Annotated in this window: 31 protein-coding genes and 1 pseudogene; 20 read left to right on the top strand and 12 right to left on the bottom strand. The window is 69.2% G+C overall.

Annotated features, from left to right (window positions below; translation table 11 throughout):
* The first annotated feature begins 45 nt into the window (after positions 1-45).
* The gene (locus DQP57_RS11930) at positions 46-864 is read left to right on the top strand and encodes an IclR family transcriptional regulator (RefSeq protein WP_112633179.1); all 819 of its coding nucleotides are present in this window, start codon (positions 46-48) and stop codon (positions 862-864) included.
* On the opposite strand, the gene DQP57_RS11925 is transcribed toward DQP57_RS11930, so the two are convergent.
* The 5 genes from DQP57_RS11925 to DQP57_RS11905 are packed head-to-tail and all read right to left on the bottom strand — an operon-like array spanning position 849 to position 4,492.
* Positions 849-1,580 (bottom strand): class II aldolase/adducin family protein, encoded by a 732-nt coding sequence (locus tag DQP57_RS11925; RefSeq protein WP_112633178.1) that lies wholly within the window; start codon positions 1,578-1,580, stop codon positions 849-851. The two genes, DQP57_RS11930 and DQP57_RS11925, sit on opposite strands and share 16 nt — an antisense overlap.
* Positions 1,577-2,371, bottom strand: coding sequence for a 3-(cis-5,6-dihydroxycyclohexa-1,3-dien-1-yl)propanoate dehydrogenase (hcaB, locus tag DQP57_RS11920; RefSeq protein ID WP_112633177.1), 795 nt, complete (start codon positions 2,369-2,371; stop codon positions 1,577-1,579). Before hcaB ends, DQP57_RS11925 begins: the two co-directional genes overlap by 4 nt.
* A complete protein-coding gene (locus DQP57_RS11915; protein ID WP_112633176.1) occupies positions 2,368-2,634 on the bottom strand; it encodes a dihydrodiol dehydrogenase in 267 nt (88 codons plus the stop codon). The genes hcaB and DQP57_RS11915 overlap by 4 nt, the downstream gene beginning before the upstream one ends.
* Positions 2,631-3,149 carry a 3-phenylpropionate/cinnamic acid dioxygenase subunit beta gene (locus DQP57_RS11910; protein ID WP_112633175.1) on the bottom strand — a complete coding sequence of 173 codons (519 nt, stop codon included), beginning with the start codon at positions 3,147-3,149 and terminating at the stop codon, positions 2,631-2,633. The genes DQP57_RS11915 and DQP57_RS11910 overlap by 4 nt, the downstream gene beginning before the upstream one ends.
* Positions 3,146-4,492 (bottom strand): aromatic ring-hydroxylating dioxygenase subunit alpha, encoded by a 1,347-nt coding sequence (locus DQP57_RS11905; protein WP_112633174.1) that lies wholly within the window; start codon positions 4,490-4,492, stop codon positions 3,146-3,148. The genes DQP57_RS11910 and DQP57_RS11905 overlap by 4 nt, the downstream gene beginning before the upstream one ends.
* A 276-nt stretch (positions 4,493-4,768) precedes the next feature.
* On the opposite strand from DQP57_RS11905, the gene DQP57_RS11900 reads away from it, so the two are divergent.
* The 5 genes from DQP57_RS11900 to DQP57_RS11880 all read left to right on the top strand — a co-directional run bounded on the left by DQP57_RS11900 (position 4,769) and on the right by DQP57_RS11880 (position 8,838).
* The gene (locus DQP57_RS11900; RefSeq protein ID WP_112633173.1) at positions 4,769-5,740 is read left to right on the top strand and encodes a Rieske 2Fe-2S domain-containing protein; all 972 of its coding nucleotides are present in this window, start codon (positions 4,769-4,771) and stop codon (positions 5,738-5,740) included.
* Complete coding sequence (locus DQP57_RS11895) at positions 5,737-6,222, top strand: hemerythrin domain-containing protein (RefSeq protein ID WP_112633172.1); 486 nt, start codon at positions 5,737-5,739, stop codon at positions 6,220-6,222. Before DQP57_RS11900 ends, DQP57_RS11895 begins: the two co-directional genes overlap by 4 nt.
* Before the next feature lie 66 nt (positions 6,223-6,288).
* Positions 6,289-7,062, top strand: a complete 774-nt coding sequence (gene pcaH, locus DQP57_RS11890) for a protocatechuate 3,4-dioxygenase subunit beta (RefSeq protein ID WP_112633171.1) — start codon at positions 6,289-6,291, stop codon at positions 7,060-7,062.
* A complete protein-coding gene (gene pcaG, locus DQP57_RS11885) occupies positions 7,055-7,615 on the top strand; it encodes a protocatechuate 3,4-dioxygenase subunit alpha (RefSeq protein ID WP_112633170.1) in 561 nt (186 codons plus the stop codon). Before pcaH ends, pcaG begins: the two co-directional genes overlap by 8 nt.
* Entirely contained in the window at positions 7,612-8,838 is a 1,227-nt protein-coding gene (locus DQP57_RS11880; protein WP_112633169.1) for a lyase family protein, read from the top strand. Before pcaG ends, DQP57_RS11880 begins: the two co-directional genes overlap by 4 nt.
* Here the strand turns inward: DQP57_RS11880 and DQP57_RS11875 are convergent.
* The 5 genes from DQP57_RS11875 to DQP57_RS11855 form a co-directional block, all read right to left on the bottom strand.
* The gene (locus DQP57_RS11875) at positions 8,829-9,476 is read right to left on the bottom strand and encodes a TetR/AcrR family transcriptional regulator (RefSeq protein ID WP_112633168.1); all 648 of its coding nucleotides are present in this window, start codon (positions 9,474-9,476) and stop codon (positions 8,829-8,831) included. The genes DQP57_RS11880 and DQP57_RS11875 overlap by 10 nt on opposite strands.
* A gap of 97 nt (positions 9,477-9,573) precedes the next feature.
* On the bottom strand, positions 9,574-9,837 hold the full coding sequence (locus DQP57_RS11870; RefSeq protein WP_112633167.1) for a hypothetical protein: 264 nt from the start codon (positions 9,835-9,837) through the stop codon (positions 9,574-9,576).
* Positions 9,838-10,015: 178 nt separating this feature from the next.
* Entirely contained in the window at positions 10,016-10,225 is a 210-nt protein-coding gene (locus tag DQP57_RS11865; protein WP_205869104.1) for a hypothetical protein, read from the bottom strand.
* Between the two features lie 161 nt (positions 10,226-10,386).
* A complete protein-coding gene (locus DQP57_RS11860) occupies positions 10,387-11,226 on the bottom strand; it encodes a class I SAM-dependent methyltransferase (RefSeq protein WP_112633165.1) in 840 nt (279 codons plus the stop codon).
* Positions 11,226-11,534 carry a DUF2249 domain-containing protein gene (locus DQP57_RS11855; protein WP_112633164.1) on the bottom strand — a complete coding sequence of 103 codons (309 nt, stop codon included), beginning with the start codon at positions 11,532-11,534 and terminating at the stop codon, positions 11,226-11,228. Before DQP57_RS11855 ends, DQP57_RS11860 begins: the two co-directional genes overlap by 1 nt.
* A 56-nt stretch (positions 11,535-11,590) precedes the next feature.
* On the opposite strand from DQP57_RS11855, the gene fdxA reads away from it, so the two are divergent.
* The 5 genes from fdxA to DQP57_RS11830 are packed head-to-tail and all read left to right on the top strand — an operon-like array spanning position 11,591 to position 14,425.
* A complete protein-coding gene (fdxA, locus tag DQP57_RS11850) occupies positions 11,591-11,938 on the top strand; it encodes a ferredoxin (protein ID WP_112633163.1) in 348 nt (115 codons plus the stop codon).
* Positions 11,939-11,962: 24 nt separating this feature from the next.
* The gene (locus DQP57_RS11845; protein WP_112633162.1) at positions 11,963-12,643 is read left to right on the top strand and encodes a helix-turn-helix transcriptional regulator; all 681 of its coding nucleotides are present in this window, start codon (positions 11,963-11,965) and stop codon (positions 12,641-12,643) included.
* Positions 12,640-13,065: a hypothetical protein gene (locus tag DQP57_RS11840; RefSeq protein ID WP_112633161.1), complete on the top strand. Its 426-nt coding sequence runs from the start codon at positions 12,640-12,642 to the stop codon at positions 13,063-13,065. The genes DQP57_RS11845 and DQP57_RS11840 overlap by 4 nt, the downstream gene beginning before the upstream one ends.
* Positions 13,066-13,117: 52 nt before the next feature.
* Positions 13,118-13,462, top strand: coding sequence for a cupin domain-containing protein (locus tag DQP57_RS11835; protein ID WP_112633160.1), 345 nt, complete (start codon positions 13,118-13,120; stop codon positions 13,460-13,462).
* A 6-nt stretch (positions 13,463-13,468) separates the two neighbouring features.
* Positions 13,469-14,425 (top strand): NAD(P)H-dependent flavin oxidoreductase, encoded by a 957-nt coding sequence (locus DQP57_RS11830; RefSeq protein ID WP_112633159.1) that lies wholly within the window; start codon positions 13,469-13,471, stop codon positions 14,423-14,425.
* Here the strand turns inward: DQP57_RS11830 and DQP57_RS11825 are convergent.
* Positions 14,406-15,104 (bottom strand): helix-turn-helix transcriptional regulator, encoded by a 699-nt coding sequence (locus DQP57_RS11825; protein ID WP_112633158.1) that lies wholly within the window; start codon positions 15,102-15,104, stop codon positions 14,406-14,408. The two genes, DQP57_RS11830 and DQP57_RS11825, sit on opposite strands and share 20 nt — an antisense overlap.
* Before the next feature lie 91 nt (positions 15,105-15,195).
* Here DQP57_RS11825 and DQP57_RS11820 point away from each other — a divergent pair, with 91 nt between their 5' ends.
* Entirely contained in the window at positions 15,196-15,675 is a 480-nt protein-coding gene (locus DQP57_RS11820) for a DoxX family membrane protein (RefSeq protein WP_112633157.1), read from the top strand.
* Between the two features lie 3 nt (positions 15,676-15,678).
* On the opposite strand, the gene DQP57_RS11815 is transcribed toward DQP57_RS11820, so the two are convergent.
* Positions 15,679-16,179, bottom strand: coding sequence for a DUF1990 family protein (locus DQP57_RS11815; protein WP_112633156.1), 501 nt, complete (start codon positions 16,177-16,179; stop codon positions 15,679-15,681).
* Positions 16,180-16,237: 58 nt separating this feature from the next.
* On the opposite strand from DQP57_RS11815, the gene DQP57_RS11810 reads away from it, so the two are divergent.
* From DQP57_RS11810 to DQP57_RS11775, 8 genes and pseudogenes are all read left to right on the top strand, one after another.
* On the top strand, positions 16,238-17,122 hold the full coding sequence (locus tag DQP57_RS11810; protein ID WP_240631741.1) for an aldo/keto reductase: 885 nt from the start codon (positions 16,238-16,240) through the stop codon (positions 17,120-17,122).
* A gap of 36 nt (positions 17,123-17,158) precedes the next feature.
* Positions 17,159-17,785, top strand: a complete 627-nt coding sequence (locus tag DQP57_RS11805) for a PaaI family thioesterase (protein WP_112633154.1) — start codon at positions 17,159-17,161, stop codon at positions 17,783-17,785.
* A gap of 68 nt (positions 17,786-17,853) precedes the next feature.
* Positions 17,854-19,908, top strand: coding sequence for a threonine--tRNA ligase (thrS, locus tag DQP57_RS11800; RefSeq protein ID WP_112633153.1), 2,055 nt, complete (start codon positions 17,854-17,856; stop codon positions 19,906-19,908).
* Between the two features lie 2 nt (positions 19,909-19,910).
* Complete coding sequence (locus DQP57_RS11795; protein ID WP_112633152.1) at positions 19,911-20,489, top strand: HIT family protein; 579 nt, start codon at positions 19,911-19,913, stop codon at positions 20,487-20,489.
* 49 nt (positions 20,490-20,538) lie between these two features.
* Positions 20,539-21,186 carry a phosphatidylinositol phosphate synthase gene (pgsA, locus tag DQP57_RS11790; protein WP_112633151.1) on the top strand — a complete coding sequence of 216 codons (648 nt, stop codon included), beginning with the start codon at positions 20,539-20,541 and terminating at the stop codon, positions 21,184-21,186.
* Positions 21,187-21,254: 68 nt separating this feature from the next.
* Complete coding sequence (locus DQP57_RS11785; protein ID WP_205869103.1) at positions 21,255-22,169, top strand: phosphatidylinositol mannoside acyltransferase; 915 nt, start codon at positions 21,255-21,257, stop codon at positions 22,167-22,169.
* A complete protein-coding gene (locus DQP57_RS11780) occupies positions 22,169-23,293 on the top strand; it encodes a glycosyltransferase family 4 protein (protein WP_112633149.1) in 1,125 nt (374 codons plus the stop codon). The genes DQP57_RS11785 and DQP57_RS11780 overlap by 1 nt, the downstream gene beginning before the upstream one ends.
* Positions 23,293-23,471 (top strand): annotated as a pseudogene (locus tag DQP57_RS11775) (exopolyphosphatase); the annotation flags it as partial. The gene DQP57_RS11780 and the pseudogene DQP57_RS11775, both read left to right, overlap by 1 nt.

Here is a 23,471-nt window from a genome sequence, read left to right as displayed (position 1 = left end):
CGAGAATAACCCGAATCGGCGCCCATAACTGGTTACCGTGGACCCATGCCACACAAGCGTGAGCCGGACGCCCGGGCCGCCGGGGCGGCCCCCGTCGCCGATTCGCTTGCGCCGCAGTACCCGATCGAGTCGGTGGACAACGCGCTCAAGCTGTTGCTGCTGCTGGGCGAGCAACCCCAGATCCGGTTGAGCGAGGCGACCCGCTATCTGGGCGTGGCGTCGTCCACCGCGCATCGGTTGCTGGCGATGCTCGCCTACCGCGGGTTCGTCCGGCAAGACCCGGTGTCCAAGGCGTACCTGCCCGGCCCGTCGTTGACCGGGGTGGCGTTCGCAATCTTCGGCCGCATCGACATCGCCCGCTCCGCCGCACCCGTCATGCGCAGCCTGTCCGAACAGCTGCGCGAGACAGTGCATGTCGGAATGCTGGACGGCGCCAGCGTCCGATTCGTCGCCGCCGTCGAGGGGCCGGCCGCGGTGCGGGTGGCGTCGCGGCTCGGCCGCGCCATGCCGGCCCATTGCACGTCGACCGGCAAGGTGATGCTGGCCCAGTTGTCGCCATCGGAGCTGCGTGCGCTGCTGCCGGACGAGCAACTCGAGCGGATCACCTCGCATTCGATCGGCAGCCGCACCGAGTTGGAAGCCGAGCTCTCCGGCATCCGCGAGCGCGGCTATGCCACCAACTCCGAAGAGAGCGAGGAAGGCGTCGCCTCGGTCGCCGTGCCGATCCCCACCCGCGCGCCCGGCCTACGGCTCGCGCTCAACGCCGCGGCGCCACAAAACCGGCTGGACGCCTCCCGGTATGCCACGGTGGCCGCCGCACTTGCGGCTGCCGCCAAGGAGATTGGCGATCATCTCGGCTGCTGATCGCCCAGGCGCGCCAGTTCGTGCCGCCAGGCCGCCTCGGCGGTGAATGCCGACCCCAAGTCCGGCAGGTCGTCCCAGTCCGCGTCGTCGATGTCGCGCAGCGTGCCCCCGGCCGCGCGCACCCGCAACGACATCCGGGCCAGCGCGTCGAGGCTGATCGCCTGCAGCACCGCCTGCGCCACCGTGACGGCGGCGCTGGTGATTCCGTGCCCCCGGCAGATCACCACCGGGCGGCCGCGCATCGCCGCCACCATCTCCTTGCCCAGGCGCGAATTCCGGATCAGCACGGCGCGTTCGTAGACGGGCACGCCGCCGCGCGCCAGCCACGCGCCGGGAATGTCGTAGGCGCCGTAGATGGGCCGGATCGTGATGCCGGCCAGGTCGGCGGCGACCACGTCCGGCGGGTGCAGGTGCGCGACGGCCGCGTGCCCCGGATCGGCCAGCATCGTTTCGACGTGGATCGGCAATTCGTTGGGGACGCGATACCCGTCGAGTTCGCCTGGGGCACCGGCAGTTCCGTCGAACGTGACGAGCCGGATGTCGCTGAGGCGGGTGAACGCCACCCCGGCGTCGGTATCGCTTCGGCAGCGCACCAGCAGGCGCTCGTCATCGACCCGCAGGCTAAGGTGCCCGAGGATGCCGTCGACCAGCCCGCGGGCCGCCGCGACGCGGCAGCCCTGCGCCACCACGGCCCGCTGCCGATCCAGGTTCGTCATCGCAGTGCGCCCAGCCCGAATCCGCCGTCGGGCCGCACGGTTTCGCCGGTGATGCCGCGGGACCGGTCGGATGCCAGGAACACGTAACTCCACGCGTGGTCCTCGCCGGTGAGCGCGACGCGCAGGGGAGTGCGTGCGGCCATCTCGCTCGCCCGGTCGGGGCTGTCGTCCAGCCGGGTCGCGCCGAGCCCCAGGCTGGACAGGCCGCGCAGGTCGGTGTTCAGCGTGCCGCCGGGCGCCACCCCGTTGACTCGGATTTCCGGCGCAAGGTCGTGCGCCAACGCCGAAACCAGGCCCCGCACAGCGAATTTCGACGACACGTAGAGCACGCCGCCGCGTCCGGGATAGAACGACGACGCGGACTCGGTCAACACGATCGAGGACCCCGGGGCGGCCCGCAGCGCCGGGATCGCCGCCTTGACCGACTGCAGATGGCTGAGCACATTGGTGCGAAACATCTCGTCGAACGCATCGGAAAGCGCGTCGGCCTCGATGTCGCCCACGCCGCGGTAGAAGTCGAACACGCCGACGCAGTTGACCAGGGTGTCCAGCCCGCCGAAGGTATCCACCGCGGCGGCGACGGCCCGGTCGTTGGCCTCGTGGGTGGTGGCGTCGCCCTCGATCACCGGCACCTGCGGCAACTGCCGGCGCAGCGCGTCGCACTTGTCTGGATCACGTTCCAGCACGGCAACATTCGCGCCCTCGGCGCCGAAGGCCGCCACCACGGCCCGCCCGATCCCGGAACCGGCGCCCACGATCAGGGCGCGTTTGCCCTCCAGCCACGCGGTCACGGCTGCGGTTCGCCGTCGTCGGGCAGCAGTGGCGCATGGGCATTGCCGACCATGGCAGCCAGGGTACGGGGATTCTGCCAGGTCAGTGCCTCGATTTCAAGCGCGTCCAGGGTGATCCACTGGCCCGATCGGGGCGCGCTGATCAGTAGCCGCGACCCGTTGCGGGTCTCGACCCGGCGCACCACGACCTCGGTGAATTCGTTTGCGACGCTGATCGGTTCGCCGACCGCGCCGTCCAGTAGCCGCTGCAGCTCGTCGCTCATAGGAACACCGCCAGGTTCTGCATCCGTAGCACCGACTCGTCGGCGATGATCTTGCGCCGGGCCAGTTTCCAGCGATCGCCGCACCGGCGCAACACGTCCTCGCGCCCGCACGACAGCAGGGCGCCGTCGTTGACGTCGCCCCGGCTGCGGAATAGCAGCTCGGCCGATTCGACGACCAGGTGCGCGTCGTCGTCGCCGGCGAAGGTGCGCACGTTGGTGATGAAATGGCGCAGCCGCGACGGCGGGTCCTCGGCCCACACGTGCTCGGTGCCCATGCGCGCGACCCGCTGGCTCAGCGAGTATTTGTCCTCGTCGAAATGGTCCATGCCGGGTGAGGTGTCGAACCCGGCGCCGCGCGCGGTCGTGACGCGCACCGGCATGATGTAGCGGATGTCGTCGGTCAGGGTGTCCAGCCACGCCTCGTACCGCTGGGCGTCGAGCAGGTATGCCTCGTCCACCAGGAACTGATGCGCCTCGAGATGGCGAAGATCGTTGAATGGCAAGGGTTTTGTCATGCCGGCACCCGCTGCAGATAGTCGGCCCACATGTTCAGCAACGCCCGCTGATTGTGCTCGTTGTAGCCGACCTGCGCGCGACCGGGCCCGTGGAATGCGCTGGGCGCCAACGGGTCGATGACCGGGCGGTCGTCGGCGAGCAGGCCCATCCGGCTGTTCAGCAGCAGCCGCCGCGCCATGGAACCGCCCGCCGTGGTGGTCAGCGACACCCAGTTCTCCACGTCGTCCTGTTCGAACATGCCGGTCGACCCGAAGCACATCAGATACGCCTTGTACGAGTCCTGTTTGTACTGCGGGGGAGCGGCGGAGTCCACCGCGAACCACGAGCACACCTCGGTCTCGTTCGCGCTGACCGGCTGCCACAACCGGATCGAGATGAACGGCAGCACTTGATCTTCCCGGTCATGCACCTTGGGCCAGTTGTGCACGAAGCTGAGGTTCGGAAAGCAGGTGGCGGCCGAGATCATGAATCCGTCCTCGCCGACCACCCGTTGTTGTTGCGGTGTCCACACGTCCTTGATGCGGCCGATCATGTCGTCGGGGTAGCCGACGTAGCGCATCCGCTCCTCGAAGCCGCCCGGCGGGAGTTTGTAGGTGGTGCCGCCGCCGCGGTGGGCCCAATAGGTGGCGCCGTCCTTGCGCTTCTGCGCTTTCGGCTCGCGAAACAGCCCGATGTCCACGATGGACGCGTGGGTGTGCGGGGTGTGGTACATGTCGCCGGCGAAGTTCTCCGCGCCGATCTTCCAGTTGGCCTTGATGCGCCAGCGTTGCGGCCCGCGCACCTCGACGCCCCCGGCGCTTTGCTTGGTGTAGTAGTCCAGATAGAACTTGAAGTCGCCGAGGAACTCTTCCAGCGGTTCGGCATCTCGATCCAGGCTGATGAACAGCAGTCCGTTGTAGCTGGCGAAATTCGGTGCGGGCAAAAGGGTTTGCCCCTTGGCGAATCCCTCGTCGCCGCCGTAGGCCTCCCGGTGGAACGGCAACCCGGTGAGCCGGCCGTCGTTGCGGTAGGTCCAGCCGTGGTAGGGGCAGCGGAAGTTGGAGGCGTTGCCCATCTCCGCGCGGCAGACCTGCATTCCGCGGTGCAGGCACATATTGAACAGCGCCCGCACCGTGCCGTCGGAATCGCGGGTGATGACGAACGAGTCGTCGAGCACGCGACGCACCACGTAGTCCCCGTCCTGCGGGATCTCCGATTCGTGCCCCACGAACGTCCACGCCCGGCTGAACAGCCGCTGCTTCTCCAGCGCGAACAGCTCGGGGTCGTTGTAGATGTGCGCGGGGATCATCCCCCGGCGCACGTTCTCGAACACCTCGGCCACGTCGGCGCTCTGGTCGGCCATCCCACGTCTCTCTGTTCTACAGAAACACTCTCCGCTAAGTAGAGTCTCGCAGTCGAGGGCGCCGGTCAATCACCAGACGGCCGCGTCATCAGCGTTCTACAAGAATGCTTGGTGCCAATTCACAGGTTGCACACAACTACACGGCGCAACGCCGCGGCTACGGTGGTTCACGACAGCCACTCCGCGCCCGTGAGCGCGGCGTAAACAATGGGTAATCATCTGGTTTTGCGGTTATTAACCGTTGTTTTCCACGGATCTGAGGAAGGAACTGGTGCCATGGTGGGTCGGCCACGAGGGGGTCGATTGCAGCAGGTCGGATCGAAGGTTCTGGCCGCTATCGGGCGCCAGGAGTGGATCGACCGGCCGAGCTATCGGTTCGAGCACCTGCTCAGCTTCGCCTACAACGGGCTGGGCGGCGCCCGCAACACCGTCACCAACGCGCTCAACGGCGTCTGGCTGGGGCACCCGGTGCACCCGCCGCTGGCGTCGCTGACCAGCGGCGCCCTGGGGACGACGGTGGCGCTCGACGCGCTCAGCATCCTGCCCGGCCAGCCGGCGTCGGAGGTCGTCGACGCCTCCCGATTCGCCTCGCGCGCGCTGGGGGTGGGCATCCTGGCCAGCCTCGGCTCGGCCGTCACCGGTGTCACCGACTGGCAGCACACCCACGAGGAGGACCGCCGGGTCGGGGCGGTGCACGGCCTCGTGAACCTGGCCGCCACCGCGCTGTACATGCAGTCCTGGTGGGACCGGCGCAAGGGGCGCCACGGACGCGGCATCGTGCTCACCGCCCTGGGCTACGGCATCACCGTGGCCGGCAGCTACCTCGGTGGCGCGCTGGTCTTCGAGTCCGGGATCGGCATCGACCAGTCCGGTCCGCGGCTGCGCACCCCGACCTGGACGCCGGTGCTGCCGGCGAGTTCGTTGAACGGCAAACCGGTGCGCGTCGAGGTCGACGGAGTGGGCCTGGTGGTCTGCCAGACCAAGCCCGGTGAGGTGGCGGCGTACGGCGAATTCTGTCCGCACCTGGCAGCGCCGATGGCCGACGGCTGGCTGGACCGGGGCCGGTTGGTGTGCCCCTGGCACGGTTCATGGTTCGCGGCCGAGTCCGGCGAGGTGGTGCGCGGTCCGGCCGCGGCGCCGCTGCCGTGCTACGAGGCCCGGTTGGTCGACGGAGTGGTCGAAGTCCGCGGCGAGCAGCAGCCCGCTCCCGGCGGCGCGGTAGGAATCGCAAAAGGAGGAGCCAATTGAACGCCTACGACGTGTTGAAAGAACACCACATCGTGATCAAGGGCCTCGGCCGCAAGATCAGCGACGCACCGGTGAATTCCGAAGAGCGGCATGCCCTTTTCGATGACCTGCTGATCGAACTCGACATTCACTTCCGCATCGAGGACGACCTGTACTACCCGGCGCTCAAGGATGCCAGCAAGCTGATCGCGATCGCCCACGCCGAGCACCGCCAGGTGGTCGACCAGCTTTCGGTGCTGCTTAAGACCCCGCAGAGCGCGCCCGGCTACGAAGACGAGTGGAACTCGTTCAAGACCGTCCTGGAGGCGCACGCCGACGAAGAGGAACGCGACATGATCCCGGCTCCGCCGGAGGTGCAGATCACCGACGCGGAGCTCGAGGAGCTGGGCGACAAGATGGCCGCCAAGATCGAGCAATACCGCGGCTCGGCCCTGCACCGCCTGCGGACCAAGGGCCGCGCGGCATTGGTGCGCGCCCTCTAACGTCTGCCCCGACGACATCGCCCGCTTGCGGGATTCGGGGGGCCACCGAGAGTAGCCTCACGGCACATGGACGCCGAGCGTGTCGCTTCTCAGGCCGACATCACGGCGGAGATCGCCCGCATCGCAGCGCAATACCAGGGGGCCGCCGCGCAAGCGGGGTCACTCGGGCAGCCGCGCCTCGACTATCCGCCGTACCGCAGCACCGTGCTGCGCCACCCGAACCAACCCCTGGTCGTCGTCGATCCCGAGGGCGTCGAGCGCTGGGCACCCTGCTTCGGCCACCAGGACGTCGACCCCCTCGACGCCGACCTGACGGCCGGTCACGCCGACGAGCCGATCGGGGAGCGCGTCGTCGTCACCGGACGCGTCACCGACTCCACCGGCCGGGCGGTGGCGGGCCAGCTGGTCGAGATCTGGCAGGCCAACGCCGCCGGGCGCTACCGCCACCAGCGCGACCAGCACCCGGCGCCACTGGACCCGAACTTCACCGGCGCGGGCCGCTGCCTGACGGGGCCGGACGGCACCTACCGGTTCCTGACCATCAAGCCCGGCCCGTACCCATGGCGCAACCACCACAACGCCTGGCGGCCCGCGCACATCCATTTCTCCGTCTTCGGAACGGCTTTCACGCAGCGTCTGGTGACCCAGATGTACTTTCCCGGCGACCCGATGTTCGAGCTGGACCCGATATTCCAGTCGGTCCTCGATCCCGCCGCACGCCGACGACTGATCGCCCGCTACGACCACGAGCTCACCGTGCCCGAATACGCCACCGGGTACCGGTGGGACATCGTGCTGACCGGCGGTGCTCGCACCCCGACCGAGGACGATCATGACTGAATCGTCGTGCACCCCAGGGCAAACGGTCGGCCCCTTCCTCGACCTGGGACTGCCGTATCCGGGGGACAACCTGATGGTCGACGACGGCCACCCGCAGGCCATCCGGCTGTACGGCACCGTGTACGACGGCGCCGGCGTCGCCGTTCCCGACGCACTGGTGGAACTTTGGCAGCCCGATACCACGGGATGCGTTCCGCGCCAAGCCGGTTCGCTGCGCCGTCCACCCCAGTTCACCGGATGGGGGCGCTGCGCGACCGACGCCGCCGGAAGGTACTCGTTCACCACGCTGACGCCCGGCCCGCCGGCCCCCGGGCGACCGCCGTTCTTCGCGCTCACCGTGTTCGCGCGGGGATTGCTGGACCGGCTGTTCACCCGCGCCTATCTGCCCGGCGCCGACCCGGACGCCGATCCGCTGCTGGCCGCGGTCACCCCCGAGCGCCGGCGCACCTTGCTCAGCGTCGCCGAAAACCACGGCGGCGCTTACCGTTTCGACATCCACCTGCAGGGCCCGGCGGAGACCGTGTTCCTGGCGTACTCCGAAGGCGCGCGATGACCAACCTGTTGTGGCCCGGAGACCAGCGCGCCGGCGAGCACATGACCGACGAGGCCCTGCTGAAAGCGATGCTCGCGACGGAATCCGCGTGGCTGAGCGCCCTGGTGACCGCCGGCCTGGCTCCGGCCGCATGCGCGGCGACGGAACCGTCGAACCTGGTGACGCAGCACGATTGTGAGGCCATCGCGGTCGGCGCCGAGGACGGCGGCAACCCGGTCATACCCCTGGTGAAGCTGCTGCGAGAGCGGGCCGAACCCGCCGTCGCGCCCTGGATTCACCGCGGGCTCACCAGCCAGGACGTCCTGGACACCAGCCTGATGCTGGCCGTGCGCGCGGCCGCCGACGACCTGACGACCCAACTCATGCAACAGATTTCCACGCTGTCCGAACTCGTCACGCGGCATCGGGCCACGCCCATGGTGGCCCGCACCCTCACCCAGCACGCCGCACCCACCACCTTCGGCGCCAAGGCCGCCGGCTGGCTGAACGGGACCGTGGACGCGTGCGAGCGAGTGGCGTCGCTGACCACGCCGGTCCAGATCGGGGGCGCCGCAGGCACATTGGCCGCGACGACGGAGCTGGCGGCGTTGCTCACCGCTACGACCGACCCGGCCGGTGTCTCGCTGCGGCTGGTACACAGCACCGCGGCCGCATTGGGCCTGGCCGACCGCCCCGGGTGGCACACCGCCCGCGCACCCGTCACCGCCGCGGCCGACGCCTTCGTCGGCTGCACCGACTGCTGGGGCCGCATCGCCTCCGACGTCGTCACCCTGGCCCGCCCGGAGATCGCCGAACTCGGCGAGCCGACACCCGCCGGCCGCGGTGGCTCGTCGTCGATGCCGCACAAGCGAAACCCGGTGCTGTCCATCCTGATCCGCCGCGCCGCCATCGCGGCACCCCCGTTGGCCGCGACGTTGCACACCGCCGCGGCGCTGACCGACGACGAGCGGCCCGACGGGGCGTGGCACGCCGAATGGGACACCCTGCGTACGCTGGGCCGGCGCGCCCTGGTCGCGGCCTCCCAGAGTGGCGAGCTGCTCGCCGGGCTGACCGTGCACACGCAGCGCATGGCCGAAAACCTAGCCGCCGCAGATGTTTTGGGGGAGCAGCGGGCGATCGCCGACCTGGCGGGCAAGGAACCGTCCGCCACCTACTTCGGCGCCACCGACCGGCTGATCGACGAGAGCCTGAGCCGTGCGGCGAAGGCGCTCGCTCAGCGCTGATAGATGCTGGCCAGCCAGATGTGCAGCAGGGTGTCGATCACCCGGTCTTCGGGGATGGCCTGATCCTCGGCGGTGAACGCCGCGGCCATCATCCGCTCGCTCAACATGTTCAGCGCCACAGACAATTCCGCGGCCGGGATGGTGTCGGGGGCGGTGCCGCGGCCACGCTCGGCCTTGATCGCGATCGTGGTGTAGGCGATCCACTTGCTCATCAGCGCCGACCACAGCTGCCGCACCTCGGGGTTGGTCGCCTTGGCCGCCGCGCCCGCGACGGCGACCGCCCGGTGCGATCCGGAGACCTCGAAGAACGATTCGATGCGCGCCCGCCAAATCGCCTCGGGGTCACCGGATGACACCACGTCGAGCGCCCCCAGCGCCGCCTGCGCCTTGCCGTTCATCTGGTCGAGCAGCGAGAGCAGGACGGCGTTTTTGGACCGGAAATAGAAGTAGAAGGTGGGCCGCGAGATCCCGGCGCCTTTTGCTAGGTCGTCGACGGAAAAGTCGGCCAGCGGCCGTTCTTGCAGCAGCCGCTCGGCGGTGGCCAGTATCGCCTGCTCGCGGTCGTCACCGGCGTGGTGCGACGCGCGGCGGCCCCGCGAGGCCTGTAGATATTTCGTTTGTGTCGGGAGGTCGGACACGCCCGCTACTGTTGGGCACGTCGATATACGTCAACAAAACTGTCGATGAAAACCAGCAATAATGTCGATTAAGAACGGCGCTTTGCTGGACGACTTCTCAGTCGGCCACCGCGATCTCGATGGACAAGCATTCACTGAGCGCGTGCGCGGCCGCCCAGTCGCCACCGCACACCGCGCGCTCGAGCTCGTCGACCAACGGGCTGTTGGCACCCAGATCGGCCAGCCACGCCGCCACGGTCGTCGTGATCTGGTGCGCGGGTACCCGAGCGATGTGTCCCTTGTGGAGCCGATCGGTCAGCTGGTAGATCGTGGCCGAGGGTCTGCGCTGCGGCCAATGAACCATCCATTTCGGTGAATTCATCGTGCCCTCCCCGCTAGCCTCAACGACTCATCCGACCCCGGCGGCGTGTTCAGCTCTAGGGCACAATAGTACGTCTGTACCAATGCGTTGGTCGGTATTTTCGCCGCGCGAAATCGCGTTTTTTTGAGGTTTTTCGTCATCGGATCGCCTACCTGGGCCTACGGAGAAAACGGGCCGATCATTGTCGCGTCATCGTGGCGCGGCCACGGGCCATGATGCGCTCGAGAACGTTGTGGGACAGGTCGCCGTCGTTGGCGACCCGGGCGAGACCGCGCCGTCGCAGGAACACGTCCAGCCGTCGATCCGGTGACCAATCGGCATAGATCGCCCCGAGGTAATGCGACTGCAGGAAATCCGACGCCAGCGCATCGAGGTCGGACTCGGTCAACAACGGTGAGGTAACACCCATAGCCGGCAATCTCCTTTGTTCTCCCCGCAACTGCCGCAGCCAAGTTACGTCAGGGGGCGTCACTAAACCGTCACGTACAGATTGCGGAACGGGCCCAAAGTCCCCGGGGGTGCAAAGGCGAAGGTCGCAGCCGTGTTATGTCAGGCGGTGCTCGAGGGCGCCGGTTTGTGGGCGACGATCGCGACGGCGGCCAACCGCTCGCGGTGCTTGCGGAACGTGCGGCGCATGGTCAGGACGCGCTTGCGGGCGTCGCGATGCACGAGCACGTTGCGGGCGAATCGCAGCGCGCCGAGCAGACCTTCGTCGGACACCAGCCGGCGGGGATGCAGCAGCGCCATCGGCGCGGTCGCCACATGGTCGACCACCAGCCCGTGCTCGGCGAGCAGGTTCGACCACTCCGCGACCGTCAACGGCCGGGCGTTGACCTTGATCGCCCGGGCGAGTGCGTGGCGGATGTCGGTGCTGACGTCCTCGGGCACATCGTCGGGAGTGAGGGCGAGTTCGTGGATCGCGTAGCGGCCGCCCGGGCGCAACACCCGCGCCGCCTCCGCGACGATGGCCCGCTTGGCCGCGTCGCCCTGCATGCTCAGCATCGCCTCCCCGATCACGACATCGCCGCTGGCGTCGGGCAATCCGGTGTCGGCCGCGTCGGCGACCCGGACCGCGGCGTTCTGTGCACCGAGATCGCTGAGCACGCCGCGCACCACGTTGGCCGCGTCCGGGTCGCCCTCGGCGCCGACGTACGACCGCGGCCCCCGCGCCACGATCTCGGTGGCGGTGCGGCCCAGGCCGGGTGCCAGCTCGACGACGTCGGCCCCGCTCAGCCGCGCGTGGGCCAGCAGGGTGCGGGTCAGCTCGACGCCGCCGGGGCGCAGCACGCGTTTGCCGAGCCGGGCCAGCAGCCAGTGGCCGGCAACCGCGTCGTCGGCGCGCCCCGATGACGGTAGCGGGAGTTCGGCACCTGCTCGTTGTCCTGGCATCAGATCTCCTGCCGTGCAGAGCTTTCCAGGGGCTCCAACGCCAGCTCGAGGTGGCCGTGGAGCGCCGGGGGTGGGGCGTCGGTGAGTTTACCGATCCGGATCCGCCAGACGGTGGGTCCTGTGTCGAGGTACTCCCAGTCGTAGCCGCCCGGGTAGTCGGCCTCGAACTCGTCGTGCAGGTGCCTGGGGTCGTGGTTATTGACCAGCACGAAGGATTCGCCGACTTTCAGCGCGGCATACGTCGCGAAGATCGTCGGATGCTTGTCCGGCTTGCGCAGCTCGCGCACGTCAAGTTCGTTGGCGGCCATGGGTTCTCCGACCTCCGCTCTAGTTTTTACAAGTAGTGTTGTGTAAACTCTAGCGCATGACCTACGTGATCGGGAAGCCATGCATCGATGTGATGGACCGCGCCTGCGTCGACGAATGTCCGGTGGATTGCATTTACGAAGGCGGCCGGGCGCTCTACATTCATCCCGACGAATGCGTCGATTGCGGCGCGTGTGAACCGGTTTGTCCGGTGGAAGCGATTTACTACGAAGATGACCTGCCTGAGGACCTCAAACCGTACCTGGCCGACAATGAGGCGTTCTTCACCGAGACGCTGCCGGGTCGCGACGCGCCCCTGGGGTCGCCGGGCGGGGCGGGCAAGCTCGGTCCACTCGGTGTCGACACACCTCTGGTGGCGGGCCACCCCACAACTGCCGAGGCGTAACGGGCAAGAGGCGGGAGGGGCGCGTTGAAGGTGGAGAAGTCCCACGACTCGTCGGACCGGGAATCGGCCGGCCGGCGGCGGGCCGTCATCCGACTGTTGCGGGCCTCGCCGGATCCGATGAGCATCGCCGGAATCGCCGACGTGCTCGGCGTGCACCCCAACACCGTGCGCTTCCATCTCGACAGCCTGGTCGCAGACGGCCAGGCCGAACTCGTCGAGTTGGGCCGCAAGGGACCGGGCAGGCCGCCGCTGATGTTCCGCGCGGTCCGGCGGATGGATCGCGGCGGCACGCGGCATTATCGGCTGCTGGCCGAGATCCTGGCGACGGCCTTTGCCGCCGAGGGCGATCCCGGACCCAAGGCCCTGGCCGCGGGCCGCGCGTGGGGGCAGAAGATAAATGCCGAACTGCACCCGTCGCGCGACGGCGCCGAGCAGGCCATCGCTCATCTGATGGATGTGCTCGACGAACTCGGCTTCGCGCCCGAACGCCGCGTGAGCAACGGACAGCAGCAGGTCGGGTTGCGGCACTGCCCGTTCCTGGAGTTGGCCGAAAACCGGTCGAGCGTCGTGTGCCCGGTGCATCTGGGCCTCATGCAGGGAGCCATGGAGACCTGGGGGGCGCCCGTCTCGGTGGACCGGCTCGACCCGTTCGTCGAGCCGGACCTGTGTCTGGCCCATTTGACGCTGCAAGGGGCCACCAAATGAGCACGGGCACAGCGATTGCCGTCGCGCTGACCTTTGTCTGGCTCGGCATGGTGCTGGCCATCTCGTTCCTGGAGGCCCCGCTGAAGTTCCGGGCGCCCAATGTGACGCTGCAGATCGGACTCGGCATCGGGCGGTTGGTCTTTCGCGCGCTCAACACCGTCGAGGTGGCTTTCGCGCTCGTCATCGGGGCCATCGTGGTGGCCGGCCCCACCCGGGCGGGCGTCACGGTGGCCGTGGCCGTCGCCGTTGCCGCGCTGGCCGTCCAGCTGGTCGCGGTGCGTCCCGCGCTGACCCGCCGTGCGGACAGGGTGCTCGCCGGGTCGGACGGGCCGCGCTCGCGGGCCCACTACTTCTACGTCGCGCTGGAGGCGGTCAAGGTGGTCGCCCTCGTGGTGGCGGGGATACTGCTACTGAGCGGCTGACTCCCAACCCGTTGAGGCCCCAGGCGGGGCCTTGCAACTTCGAAGGACCGACATGGATTCCATTTCGCTGACCGACCTCTCGGCCGAAAAGATCGCCGAGGCCAAGCAATCGCACAGCGGACGCGCCGCCCACACCATCCACGGCGGCCACACCCACGAGCTGCGCCAGACCGTGCTGGCCCTGCTGGCCGGTCACGACCTGTCCGAACACGACAGCCCGGGTGAGGCGACCCTGCAGGTGCTGCAGGGCCACGTGCGCCTGACGACCGGCGGGGACGCCTGGGACGGCAAGGCCGGTGAGTACGTCGCGATTCCCCCCGAACGGCACGCCCTGCACGCGGTCGAGGATTCGGTGGTCCTGCTGACCGTGCTCAAGACCATTCCGTCGGAGCACTAGCCGCCGATGTTGTCGACGCCCTGGTCAACGAGCTTTGGACTGCGGGTTCCCATCGTCAACGCCCCGATGGGCGGCGTCGCGGGCGGCCGCCTGGCCGCGGCGGTGACGGCGGCCGGCGGCCTCGGCATGGTCGGCATGGGCAGCGTCGCGACCAGAACGCTGCTGGCCGAGCAGCTCGCGCATGTCCAGGGCCGGTTCGGCATCGGGCTGGTCGACTGGGTGATGCGCAACGAGGCCGGCCTGCTCGAGGACGCGCTGGCCGCCCGGCCCGTGCTGTTGTCGGTCAGCTTCGGCACCGAATGGTCGTGGGTCGCCAAGGCGCACGACGCCGGAATCCCTACGGTCACACAGGTTTACGACAGCGACGGGGCGCGCCGGGCCGTCGATGCCGGCGTCGACATCCTGGTCGCGCGCGGCTCCGAGGGCGGCGGGCACGGCGAGGACAAGCTGGGCCTGCTGCCGCTGCTGGACGCGGTGTTGGACGCCGTCTCGGTGCCGGTGCTGGCCGGCGGCGGGGTCGCTTCGGGGCGCAGCCTGGCCGCGGTGCTGGCCGCCGGGGCCAGCGGTGCGTGGGTCGGCACCCGATTGTCGGCATGTCCGGAAGCGCTCACCGGCGACGCGGGCCGCCGGGCCCTGGTCACCGCCGGCGAAACAGACACCGCCGTCACCCGGGTCTTCGACGTGGCCAAGGGGCTGCCCTGGCCGGCGCGCTTCCCGTCGCGGGTGTTGGCCAACGATTTCGTCGAGCACTGGACGGGCCACGAGGAGGCGCTGGACGCCGGCGCCTGCGACGAGCTGGCCGCCGCGATCAGCGCCGGGGACACGCGGATCGCACCCGTGGATGCCGGCCAGGGCGTCGGGATGATCCGCGACGAGGCCTCGGTGGCCGACGTCGTCGACGAGATGTGTACGGGGGCCGAAGAATTGCTGGCCCGCTGGGGGTCTACCGGCCGGCGGGCGTGAGCACCACGCAACACCGGTCCCGCCCCGGGCAGAGCCGGGCGTCGGGGCCGTGCGGTGCGAGCGCATCGGCCAAGCCGCTGATCAGCGCGTGGTTCATGTTGCAGGCCAGCTCCGTCTGCTCCTGGGCCAGCGCGTGGAACGGGCAGTTGGCGAGCTCGACCTCGCTGTCGGAAAAGCGCGGCTCGTAGCCGTACCGGCTGAGCAATCCGACCGCGCGCCGCAGCGCGGCCTCGGCGTCGGCCGGCGGGCGCTTGCCGGCGCCGATCGACCGGCCGTACTCGCGGGCGACGCGGTCGAGGACGTCGGTGACCGGTTCCCCGGTGTCGGCCGACCGGGCGATGGCCGTCGCCATCAGGCGCCCGGCCAGCTCGTATTCGCGGTGCGGAAGGCTGACCGCGATGTCGCGGCGCGCGCGGCGATACAGCTTGGAGGTCCGTCCGGCGCCGGGCCCCGAGCGGCCGGTCAGGCGGGCGTAATCGGTTTCCAGCAGGCCCTCGGCGGTGAGCCGGTCCAGGTGGAACTTGGCCTGGTGGTGGGGGATCCCGACGGCGTCGGCCGCCTGGTCGCGGCCCACGAGCCCGGGTTGGGCGCACACGTACTGATACAGCCGCCGGCGCACCGGATCGGCGAGTGCGCCGATGCCGGCGGCGTCGCGCTGCAGGGCGTCCGCGTCGTCCATCCGACCGCCATTTCTAACAGACAAAATGCTTGACGCTACAGTCTACCCAATCTAACGTACGAAATATCATCTGTTAGAAACGGAGGCTGCCATGAGCACCAACCACGCCAGCGCCACCCCCGCCCTGGCCGATCAGCTGCGGGATCCGGCCTACTCGGCGTATTTCGCGCTGCGCGCCGTATTCACGGTCGCGCCCATCGTTTTCGGGCTGGACAAGTTCTTCAACCTGCTGACCCACCCGCATCACTGGAGCATGTACCTGGCCGGGTGGATCGATGATCTCGTGCCCGGCACGGCCGATCAGTGCATGTATCTGGTCGGGGTCATCGAGATCGTGGCCGGGGTGCTGGTCGCGGTGGCCCCGCGGATCGGCGCCTGGGTGGTCGCGGCGTGGCTGGCGGGCATCATCATCGACCTGGTTAGCGGGCCCGGCTTCTACGACGTCGCGCTGCGCGACTTCGGCCTGCTCGTCGGCGCCGTCGCGCTGGCCCGGCTGGCGCAGGGCGTGCACACGGGCGTCATCGGCCGCGGCACCGGGGCCGGAATCGGGGGCGGCGTCGCCACCCGATGACGGTCACACCGCCCGCAGGTAGCGCCTGGCGATGAGGCGCTGACCGACCTTCACCACCGGCCCGCCGGCCTTGCTCCACCAGGTCGCGGGCCGGGAGAAGGCCGTCACCTCGGCGTACACCGCCGAGGTGACGGGGTCGCGCCGCACCACGAAGCGTTCCTCGCCGGACTCCGGATGGCCCGGCAGGGTGCCGTAGCCGAAGCCGCGGATGTGGGGTTCGTCGACGACGTAGACGACGCGGCAGGGCGCGGGCAGAAAGCCCATTTTCACCACCACTACCGCGTCGACGACGGCGACCTCGGAGCTGGCCTGCACGCGCAGCCCGGATCCGCGCTGCATGCCCCAGCGCATGACGGCGGCGGCGGCCTGCTCGAAACGCTGTTGGCCCGTGCCGATTTGGCGCTCGGCGTGCTGATGGTCGTATCCGGCGGGCAGCTCGCCGCCCGCGGTCGCCCCCACTTCGGAGTAGGTCAGGGGGAGTTCCTCGAGCGCTCGTAGGTCCACGTGCCCAGCTTGCCACGCCGGGATGCGCGGTGACATTCGGCGCGTACGGTCTAAAGGTGTGACCGCAGAAAACTCGAAAACTGTTGCAGGGGCATCCGGAACCTTCACCTTCGGCGGCGATTTGACCGTCAACCGACTCGGCTTCGGCGCCATGCGCCTGACCGCCAAGGGCGTCTGGGGCCCGCCCGAAGACCGCGACGAATGCGTCCGGGTGCTGCGCCGGGCCGTCGAGCTGGGGGTGAACTTCATCGACACCGCCGACTCCTACGGCCCCTACTTTTCCGAGGAGATCATTCGCGAGGCGTTGCATCCCTACGACGGCCTGGTGATTGCGACCAAGGCGGGCCTGCTGCGCACCGGCCCGGACATCTGGATCCCGCTGGGCAATCCGAGTTACCTGCGCCAGGAGTGCGAGATGAGCCTGCGCCGGCTGGGCGTGGACACCATCGACCTGTTCCAGTTGCACCGCGTCGACGCGAACTTCCCGCTGGAAGACCAGGTGGGTGAGCTGCTCACGCTGAAGAACGAGGGCAAGATCCGCCACATCGGCCTGTCGGAGATCGACGTCGACCAGCTCAACGCGGCCCTGCGCGTCACCGAGATCGTGTCGGTGCAGAACATGTACAACCTGACGGCCCGCAGTGCCGAGCCGCTGCTGGAGGCGGCGACCAAGCAGGGCATCGGGTTCATCCCGTGGTTCCCGCTGGCCGCGGGACCGCTCGCGGCCGCCGACGGCCCGCTGCAGCGCATCGCCGCCGACCACGACGCGTCGCCGTCGCAGTTGGCCTTGGCGTGGCTGCTGAAACGCTCGCCCGTGATGGTGCCGATCCCGGGGACCTCCAAGGTCGCGCATGTGGAGGAGAACGTCGCCGCCGCCGAGATCGAGCTATCCGATGAGGAGTTCGAGACGCTGGCGGCCGCCGGGGCTCAGCAGCCGGCCTAACCGGCGCGCTTCGGCCCGCCCGCCGGGCAATACGGTGTGGTGGTGGCCGAACATCACCGACACCCCGGCGGCGGGTTCAATCCGCCCGAACCGACGACCAAGGGCGGGCCCGACTACGGCAGGTTCATCGACGCCGTGCGCTCGGTGCAGGACCGCGCCCGGGCCGCCGACGCCCCCGACGAGGTGATCACCGAGGCCGCTGACCTGCTGGAGAAGGCGTCGGCCCTGCTGGCGCCGTACGACGCCGACGAGTGGGCGTCCCCGTCGGGCCGGCGGATGGACCTGCCGATGCGCGGCAACATCCTGACCATCCCGATGTCGGCCCACAAGGGTGAGGACGGCCGCATCCACGGCCAGGCCCGCTTCGCCCGGTTCCATCTGGGCCGCAACGGGGCCGTGCACGGCGGCGCGCTGGGCATGCTGTTCGACTCGATCCTCGGGCTGTCGGCCTCGGTGCTCACCGGCAACCCGCGCCAGCGCACCGCCTACCTCAAGATCGACTACCGCCACATCGTCCCGATCGAAAAGGAACTGCAGTTCGACGCGGGCATCGACCGGGTGGACGGGCGCAAGATCTTCGTCTCGGGACGGCTGACCGACGGCGATCGGTTGCTGACCGAAGCCGACGCGCTGTTCGTGCGGCTCAAGCCTGGCCAGCCCTGAGCGGGGTCGGCCCCGATAGCATGGCAGCGATCGACTCCTCACACCACCAACCTTGGAGAACCAGCCTCATGAGCGCCCCCGCCCACGACGTCCCGCCAGCCCCGATCCGGGTGCCGGCCGGGACCACCGCGGCCGCCGCGGTCGGCGAGGCGGGACTGCCGAGGCGGGGCACACCCGACGCGATCGTGGTGGTGCGCGACGACTCGGGAAAGCTGCGCGACCTGAGCTGGGCGCCCGACGCCGACGCCGAGGTGGTCCCGGTGGCCGCCAACACCGACGAGGGCCGCAGCGTCATCCGGCATTCGGCCGCGCACGTGTTGGCCCAGGCCGTGCAGGAGCTGTTCCCGCAAGCCAAGCTGGGCATCGGCCCGCCGATCACCGACGGCTTCTACTACGACTTCGACGTGCCGGAGCCGTTCACGCCCGAAGACCTGGCCAAGCTGGAAAAGCGGATGCGTCAGATCGTCAAAGAGGGCCAGCTGTTCGAGCGGCGCGTGTATGAGTCCAAAGAGCAGGCGCGCGCCGAGCTGGCCAACGAGCCGTACAAGCTCGAACTCGTGGACGACAAATCCGGCGACCCCGACATCATGGAGGTCGGCGGCGACGAACTCACCGCCTACGACAACCTCAATCCCCGTACCCGGCAACGGGTTTGGGGTGACCTGTGCCGCGGTCCGCACATCCCGACGACCAAGCACATCCCGGCGTTCAAGCTGACCCGAAGCTCGGCGGCCTATTGGCGCGGCGACCAGAGCAACGCCAGCCTGCAACGCATCTACGGCACCGCCTGGGAGTCCCAGGAGGCGCTGGATGCCTACCTCGAGCTGATCGAAGAGGCCCAGCGCCGCGACCACCGCAAGCTGGGCAGCGAGCTCGACCTGTTCAGCTTCCCCGACGAAATCGGTTCCGGCCTGGCGGTTTTCCACCCCAAGGGCGGCATCATCCGTCGCGAGCTCGAGGAGTACTCGCGGCGCAAGCACATCGAGGCCGGCTACGAGTTCGTCAACACCCCGCACATCACCAAGGAGCAGCTCTACATCACGTCGGGCCACCTCGAGTGGTACGCCGACGGCATGTACCCGCCGATGCACCTGGACGCGGAGTTCAACGAGGACGGCACGGTGCGCAAGCCCGGGCAGGACTACTACCTCAAGCCGATGAACTGCCCGATGCACCACCTGATCTACCGGTCACGCGGTCGCTCCTATCGCGAGCTTCCGTTGCGGCTCTTCGAGTTCGGCAGCGTGTACCGCTACGAGAAGTCCGGCGTGGTGCACGGCCTGACCCGGGTGCGCGGCATGACGCAGGACGACGCCCACATCTACTGCACGCGCGAACAGATGCGCGACGAGCTGACCTCGCTGCTGCGCTTCGTGCTCGATTTGCTGGCCGACTACGGGCTCAACGACTTCTACCTGGAGCTGTCCACCAAGGACCCGGAGAAGTACTCGGGCTCCGACGAGATGTGGGACGAGGCCACCGAGGTGCTGCGGGAGGTCGCCGTGGCCTCCGGGTTGCATTTCGTCCCCGATCCCGGCGGTGCGGCGTTCTACGGCCCGAAGATCTCGGTGCAGGTCAAGGACGCGCTGGGCCGCAGCTGGCAGATGTCGACCATCCAGCTCGACTTCAACATGCCCGACCGGTTCGAGTTGGAATACACCGCGTCCGACGGGTCGCGGCAGCGGCCGGTGCTGATCCACCGGGCGCTGTTCGGCTCGATCGAGCGGTTCTTCGGCATCCTCACCGAGCACTACGCGGGGGCGTTCCCGGCGTGGCTGGCCCCGGTGCAGGCGGTGGGCATCCCGGTCGCCGACGAGCACGTGGAATACCTGCAAAGCGTTGCCGCGCAACTGAAGTCGCACGGCGTGCGGGTCGAGGTCGATACCAGCGACGACCGGATGGCCAAGAAGATCGTCCACCACACCAATCAGCGGGTGCCGTTCATGCTGCTGGCCGGTGACCGCGACGTGGCGGCCGGCGCCGTCAGCTTCCGTTTCGGTGACCGCACCCAGATCAACGGCGTGCCCCGCGACGGGGCGGTCGACGCGATCGTGAAGTGGATCGCCGATCGTGAGAATTCCGTGCCCACAGCCGACCTCGTGAAAGTGTCAAGTGGTGAGTGACTGTGAGTGATCGCCAGCCGGCCGAGCAGGGCGCCGACGACACCATCCTGGACCGGGGTGTCGGCGAGCAGGACCACCTGCAGCGGCTGTGGACGCCGTACCGGATGACCTATCTGGCCGAGGCGCCGATGAAGCGCGACCCCAAGAGCAAGAGCGAGCAGCCGTTCAGCGACATTCCCCACCTCACCGACGAAGACGGCCTGGTGGTCGCCCGCGGCGAACTCGTCTACGCCGTCCTCAACCTCTACCCCTATAACCCCGGACACCTGATGGTGGTGCCCTATCGGCGGGTGTCCGAACTCGAAGACCTGACCGATCCGGAAAGCGCGGAGCTGATGTCCTTCATTCAGAAGGCGATTCGCGTCATCAAGAACGTGTCGCGGCCGCACGGTTTCAACGTCGGCCTGAACCTGGGGACGTCGGCGGGCGGTTCGCTCGCCGAACACCTGCACGTGCACGTGGTGCCGCGCTGGGGTGGCGACGCGAATTTCATCACCATCATCGGTGGGTCCAAGGTGATCCCGCAATTGCTGCGCGAGACGCGTCAGCTGCTGGCCACGGAGTGGACGAAACAACCATGAGCTGCGCCGGCGACAATGCAGAGCGTAGCGATGCTGAGGAGCGGCGCCAATGAGTAAGGTGCCGTTCCTGTCGCGGGCGGCGTTCGCGCGGCTGACCACCCCGACCGCACGGGCGTGCCTGCGGCTGGGATTGACCCCCGACGTCGTGACCGTGCTGGGCACCGTCATCGCGGTGGCCGGTGCGCTGACGCTGTTCCCGATGGGCAAGCTGTTCATCGGAACGCTGGTGGTCTGGTTCTTCGTCCTCTTCGACATGCTCGACGGGGCGATGGCGCGGGAACGCGGCGGGGGCACCCGATTCGGCGCGGTGCTCGACGCCACCTGTGACCGGGTCAGCGACGGCGCGGTGTTCTGCGGGCTGCTGTGGTGGATCGTCTTCGGCCTGCACGACCAGCTGCTGGCGGTGGCGACGCTGATCTGCCTGGTCACCTCGCAGGTGATCTCCTACATCAAGGCGCGTGCGGAAGCCAGCGGGCTGCGCGGCGACGGCGGCCTGATCGAACGCCCGGAGCGGCTGATCATCGTGCTGGTCGGCGCGGGCGTGTCGGACTTCCCGTTCGTCGCCTGGCCGCCGGCGCTGCCCGTCGCGATGTGGGTGCTGGCGCTGGCCAGCCTGCTCACCTGCGCGCAGCGGCTGCACGCGGTGCGCACCTCACCGGGCGCGACCGACCGCCTGGTGGGATCGGACGGCCCGTGATCCCCACTCCACCGGGCATGAAAACGATTGGGGCACAACCCCGTCGGGTGCGCCAGCTGGCGAGCCGGATGGTGGGCCGCCCGACGGGCGACATGGCCGCCGACTGGGCCTACGCGTCGGGCTGGATGGCGGTGCGGGCGATGCCGGAGTTCGCCGCGCGCAACGTTTTTGACGCCGGGGCTCGCTACGCGGCGCGCGGCGGCGGCCCCGACCAGCTGCGCAAGAACCTGGCCCGCGTGCTGCGCGTGCCGCCCGAGGACGTGCCGGACTCGCTGATGCGGGCCTCGCTGGCCTCCTACGCCCGCTACTGGCGCGAGGCGTTCCGGCTGCCGGGGATGGACCTGGCCGTGCTGGGCCGCCAGCTGCACGACTCGGTCCAGGGGCGAGACCACATCGAGGCGGCGCTGGCCGCCGGTCGCGGCGCGGTGATCGCGTTGCCGCACAGCGGCAACTGGGACATGGCCGGGGTGTGGCTGGCCCAGACCCACGGCACCTTCACCACCGTCGCCGAGCGCCTCAAACCCGAGTCGCTGTACCGGCGGTTCATCGACTACCGCGAGCGCCTCGGATTCGAGGTGCTGCCGCTGTCCGGGGGCGAGCGGCCGCCCTTCGACGTGCTGTGCGACCGGCTGCGGGCCAACCGGGTGGTCTGCCTGATGGCCGAGCGCGACCTGACCCGCACCGGCGTGCAGGTGGACTTCTTCGGCGAGCCCACCCGGATGCCGGCGGGGCCGGCGAAGCTCGCGATCGCGACCGGGGCGGACCTGCTGCCGGCGCACTGCTGGTTCGAGGACGGCGGCTGGGGCGTCGCCATACTCCCGCCGCTGGACTGCACCAGCGGCGACGTAAGCGCCATCACCCAGGCGATGGCCGATCATTTCGAGAAGAACATCGCCGCCCGCCCCGAGGACTGGCACATGATGCAGCCGCAGTGGCTGGCCGACCTCCCCGAAGCCAAGCAGGCCCGGCTCAAGGACACCTGATGCGGATCGGGATGGTCTGTCCCTACTCGTTCGACGTTCCGGGCGGGGTGCAGTCGCACGTTCTGCAACTGGCCGAGGTGATGCGCGAGCGGGGGCATGACGTCAGCGTGCTCGCGCCGTCCTCGCCGCACGCCGAGCTGCCCGACTACGTCGTGTCGGCCGGCAAGGCCGTCCCGATCCCCTACAACGGGTCCGTGGCCCGGCTGCGGTTCGGGCCGGCCACCCACCGCAAGGTCAAAAAGTGGCTCGCCGAAGGCGATTTCGACGTGCTGCATCTGCACGAACCCAACGCGCCGAGCCTGTCCATGCTGGCCCTCAACATCGCCGAGGGCCCGATCGTGGCGACGTTTCACACCTCGACCACCAAATCGCTGACGCTGACGGTGTTTCAGGGCATCCTGCGCCCGATGCACGAGAAGATCGTCGGCCGCATCGCGGTCTCCGATCTGGCCCGCCGCTGGCAGATGGAGGCGCTGGGCACCGACGCCGTGGAGATCCCCAACGGCGTCGACGTCGCCTCTTTCGCCTCCGCGCCACGCCTGGACGGCTACCCGCGCGCCGGCAAGACCGTGCTGTTCCTGGGCCGCTACGACGAGCCGCGCAAGGGCATGCCGGTGCTGCTCGAAGCGCTGCCCAGGCTGGTCGAGCGGTTCGCGGACGTGCAGCTGCTCATCGTCGGTCGCGGCGACGAGGACCAATTGCGCGTCGCGGCAGGCGAATTCGTGGACCGCATCCGGTTTCTGGGCCAGGTCGACGACGCCGGGAAGGCCTCGGCGATGCGCAGCGCCGACGTGTACTGCGCGCCCAACCTCGGCGGGGAGAGCTTCGGCATCGTCCTGGTCGAGGCGCTGGCCGCCGGGACCCCCGTGGTGGCCAGCGACCTGGACGCGTTCCGCCGCGTGCTGGGCAACGGTGACGTGGGCTGCCTGGTGCCCGTCGGCGACGGCGACGCGCTCGCCGATGCGCTGATCGCGGTGCTAGAGGATGATGGGCTGCGGGAACGTTACGTGGCGGCCGGTTCGGCCGCTGTCCAGCGCTACGACTGGTCGGTGGTGGCCAGCCAGATCATGCGGGTGTACGAGACGGTCGCCGCGTCAGGCGCCAAGGTTGAGGTGGCCAATTGATGACGTGGCTGATTGTCGCCATCGCGGTCTTGGTCGCGGTGCTGGCGGTCGTCGGCGCCTGGGCGTACCGGACCGCCAACCGGCTGGACCGGCTGCACGTCCGCTACGACCTGTCCTGGCAGGCGCTCGACGGCGCACTGGCCCGGCGCGCGGTGGTGTCGCGCGCCGTCGCCATCGA

Source organism: Mycobacterium colombiense, from assembly GCF_003284935.1.
Taxonomy (GTDB): Bacteria; Actinomycetota; Actinomycetes; order Mycobacteriales; family Mycobacteriaceae; genus Mycobacterium; species Mycobacterium arosiense_A.
This window is presented reverse-complemented; position numbering and strand designations above follow the sequence as displayed.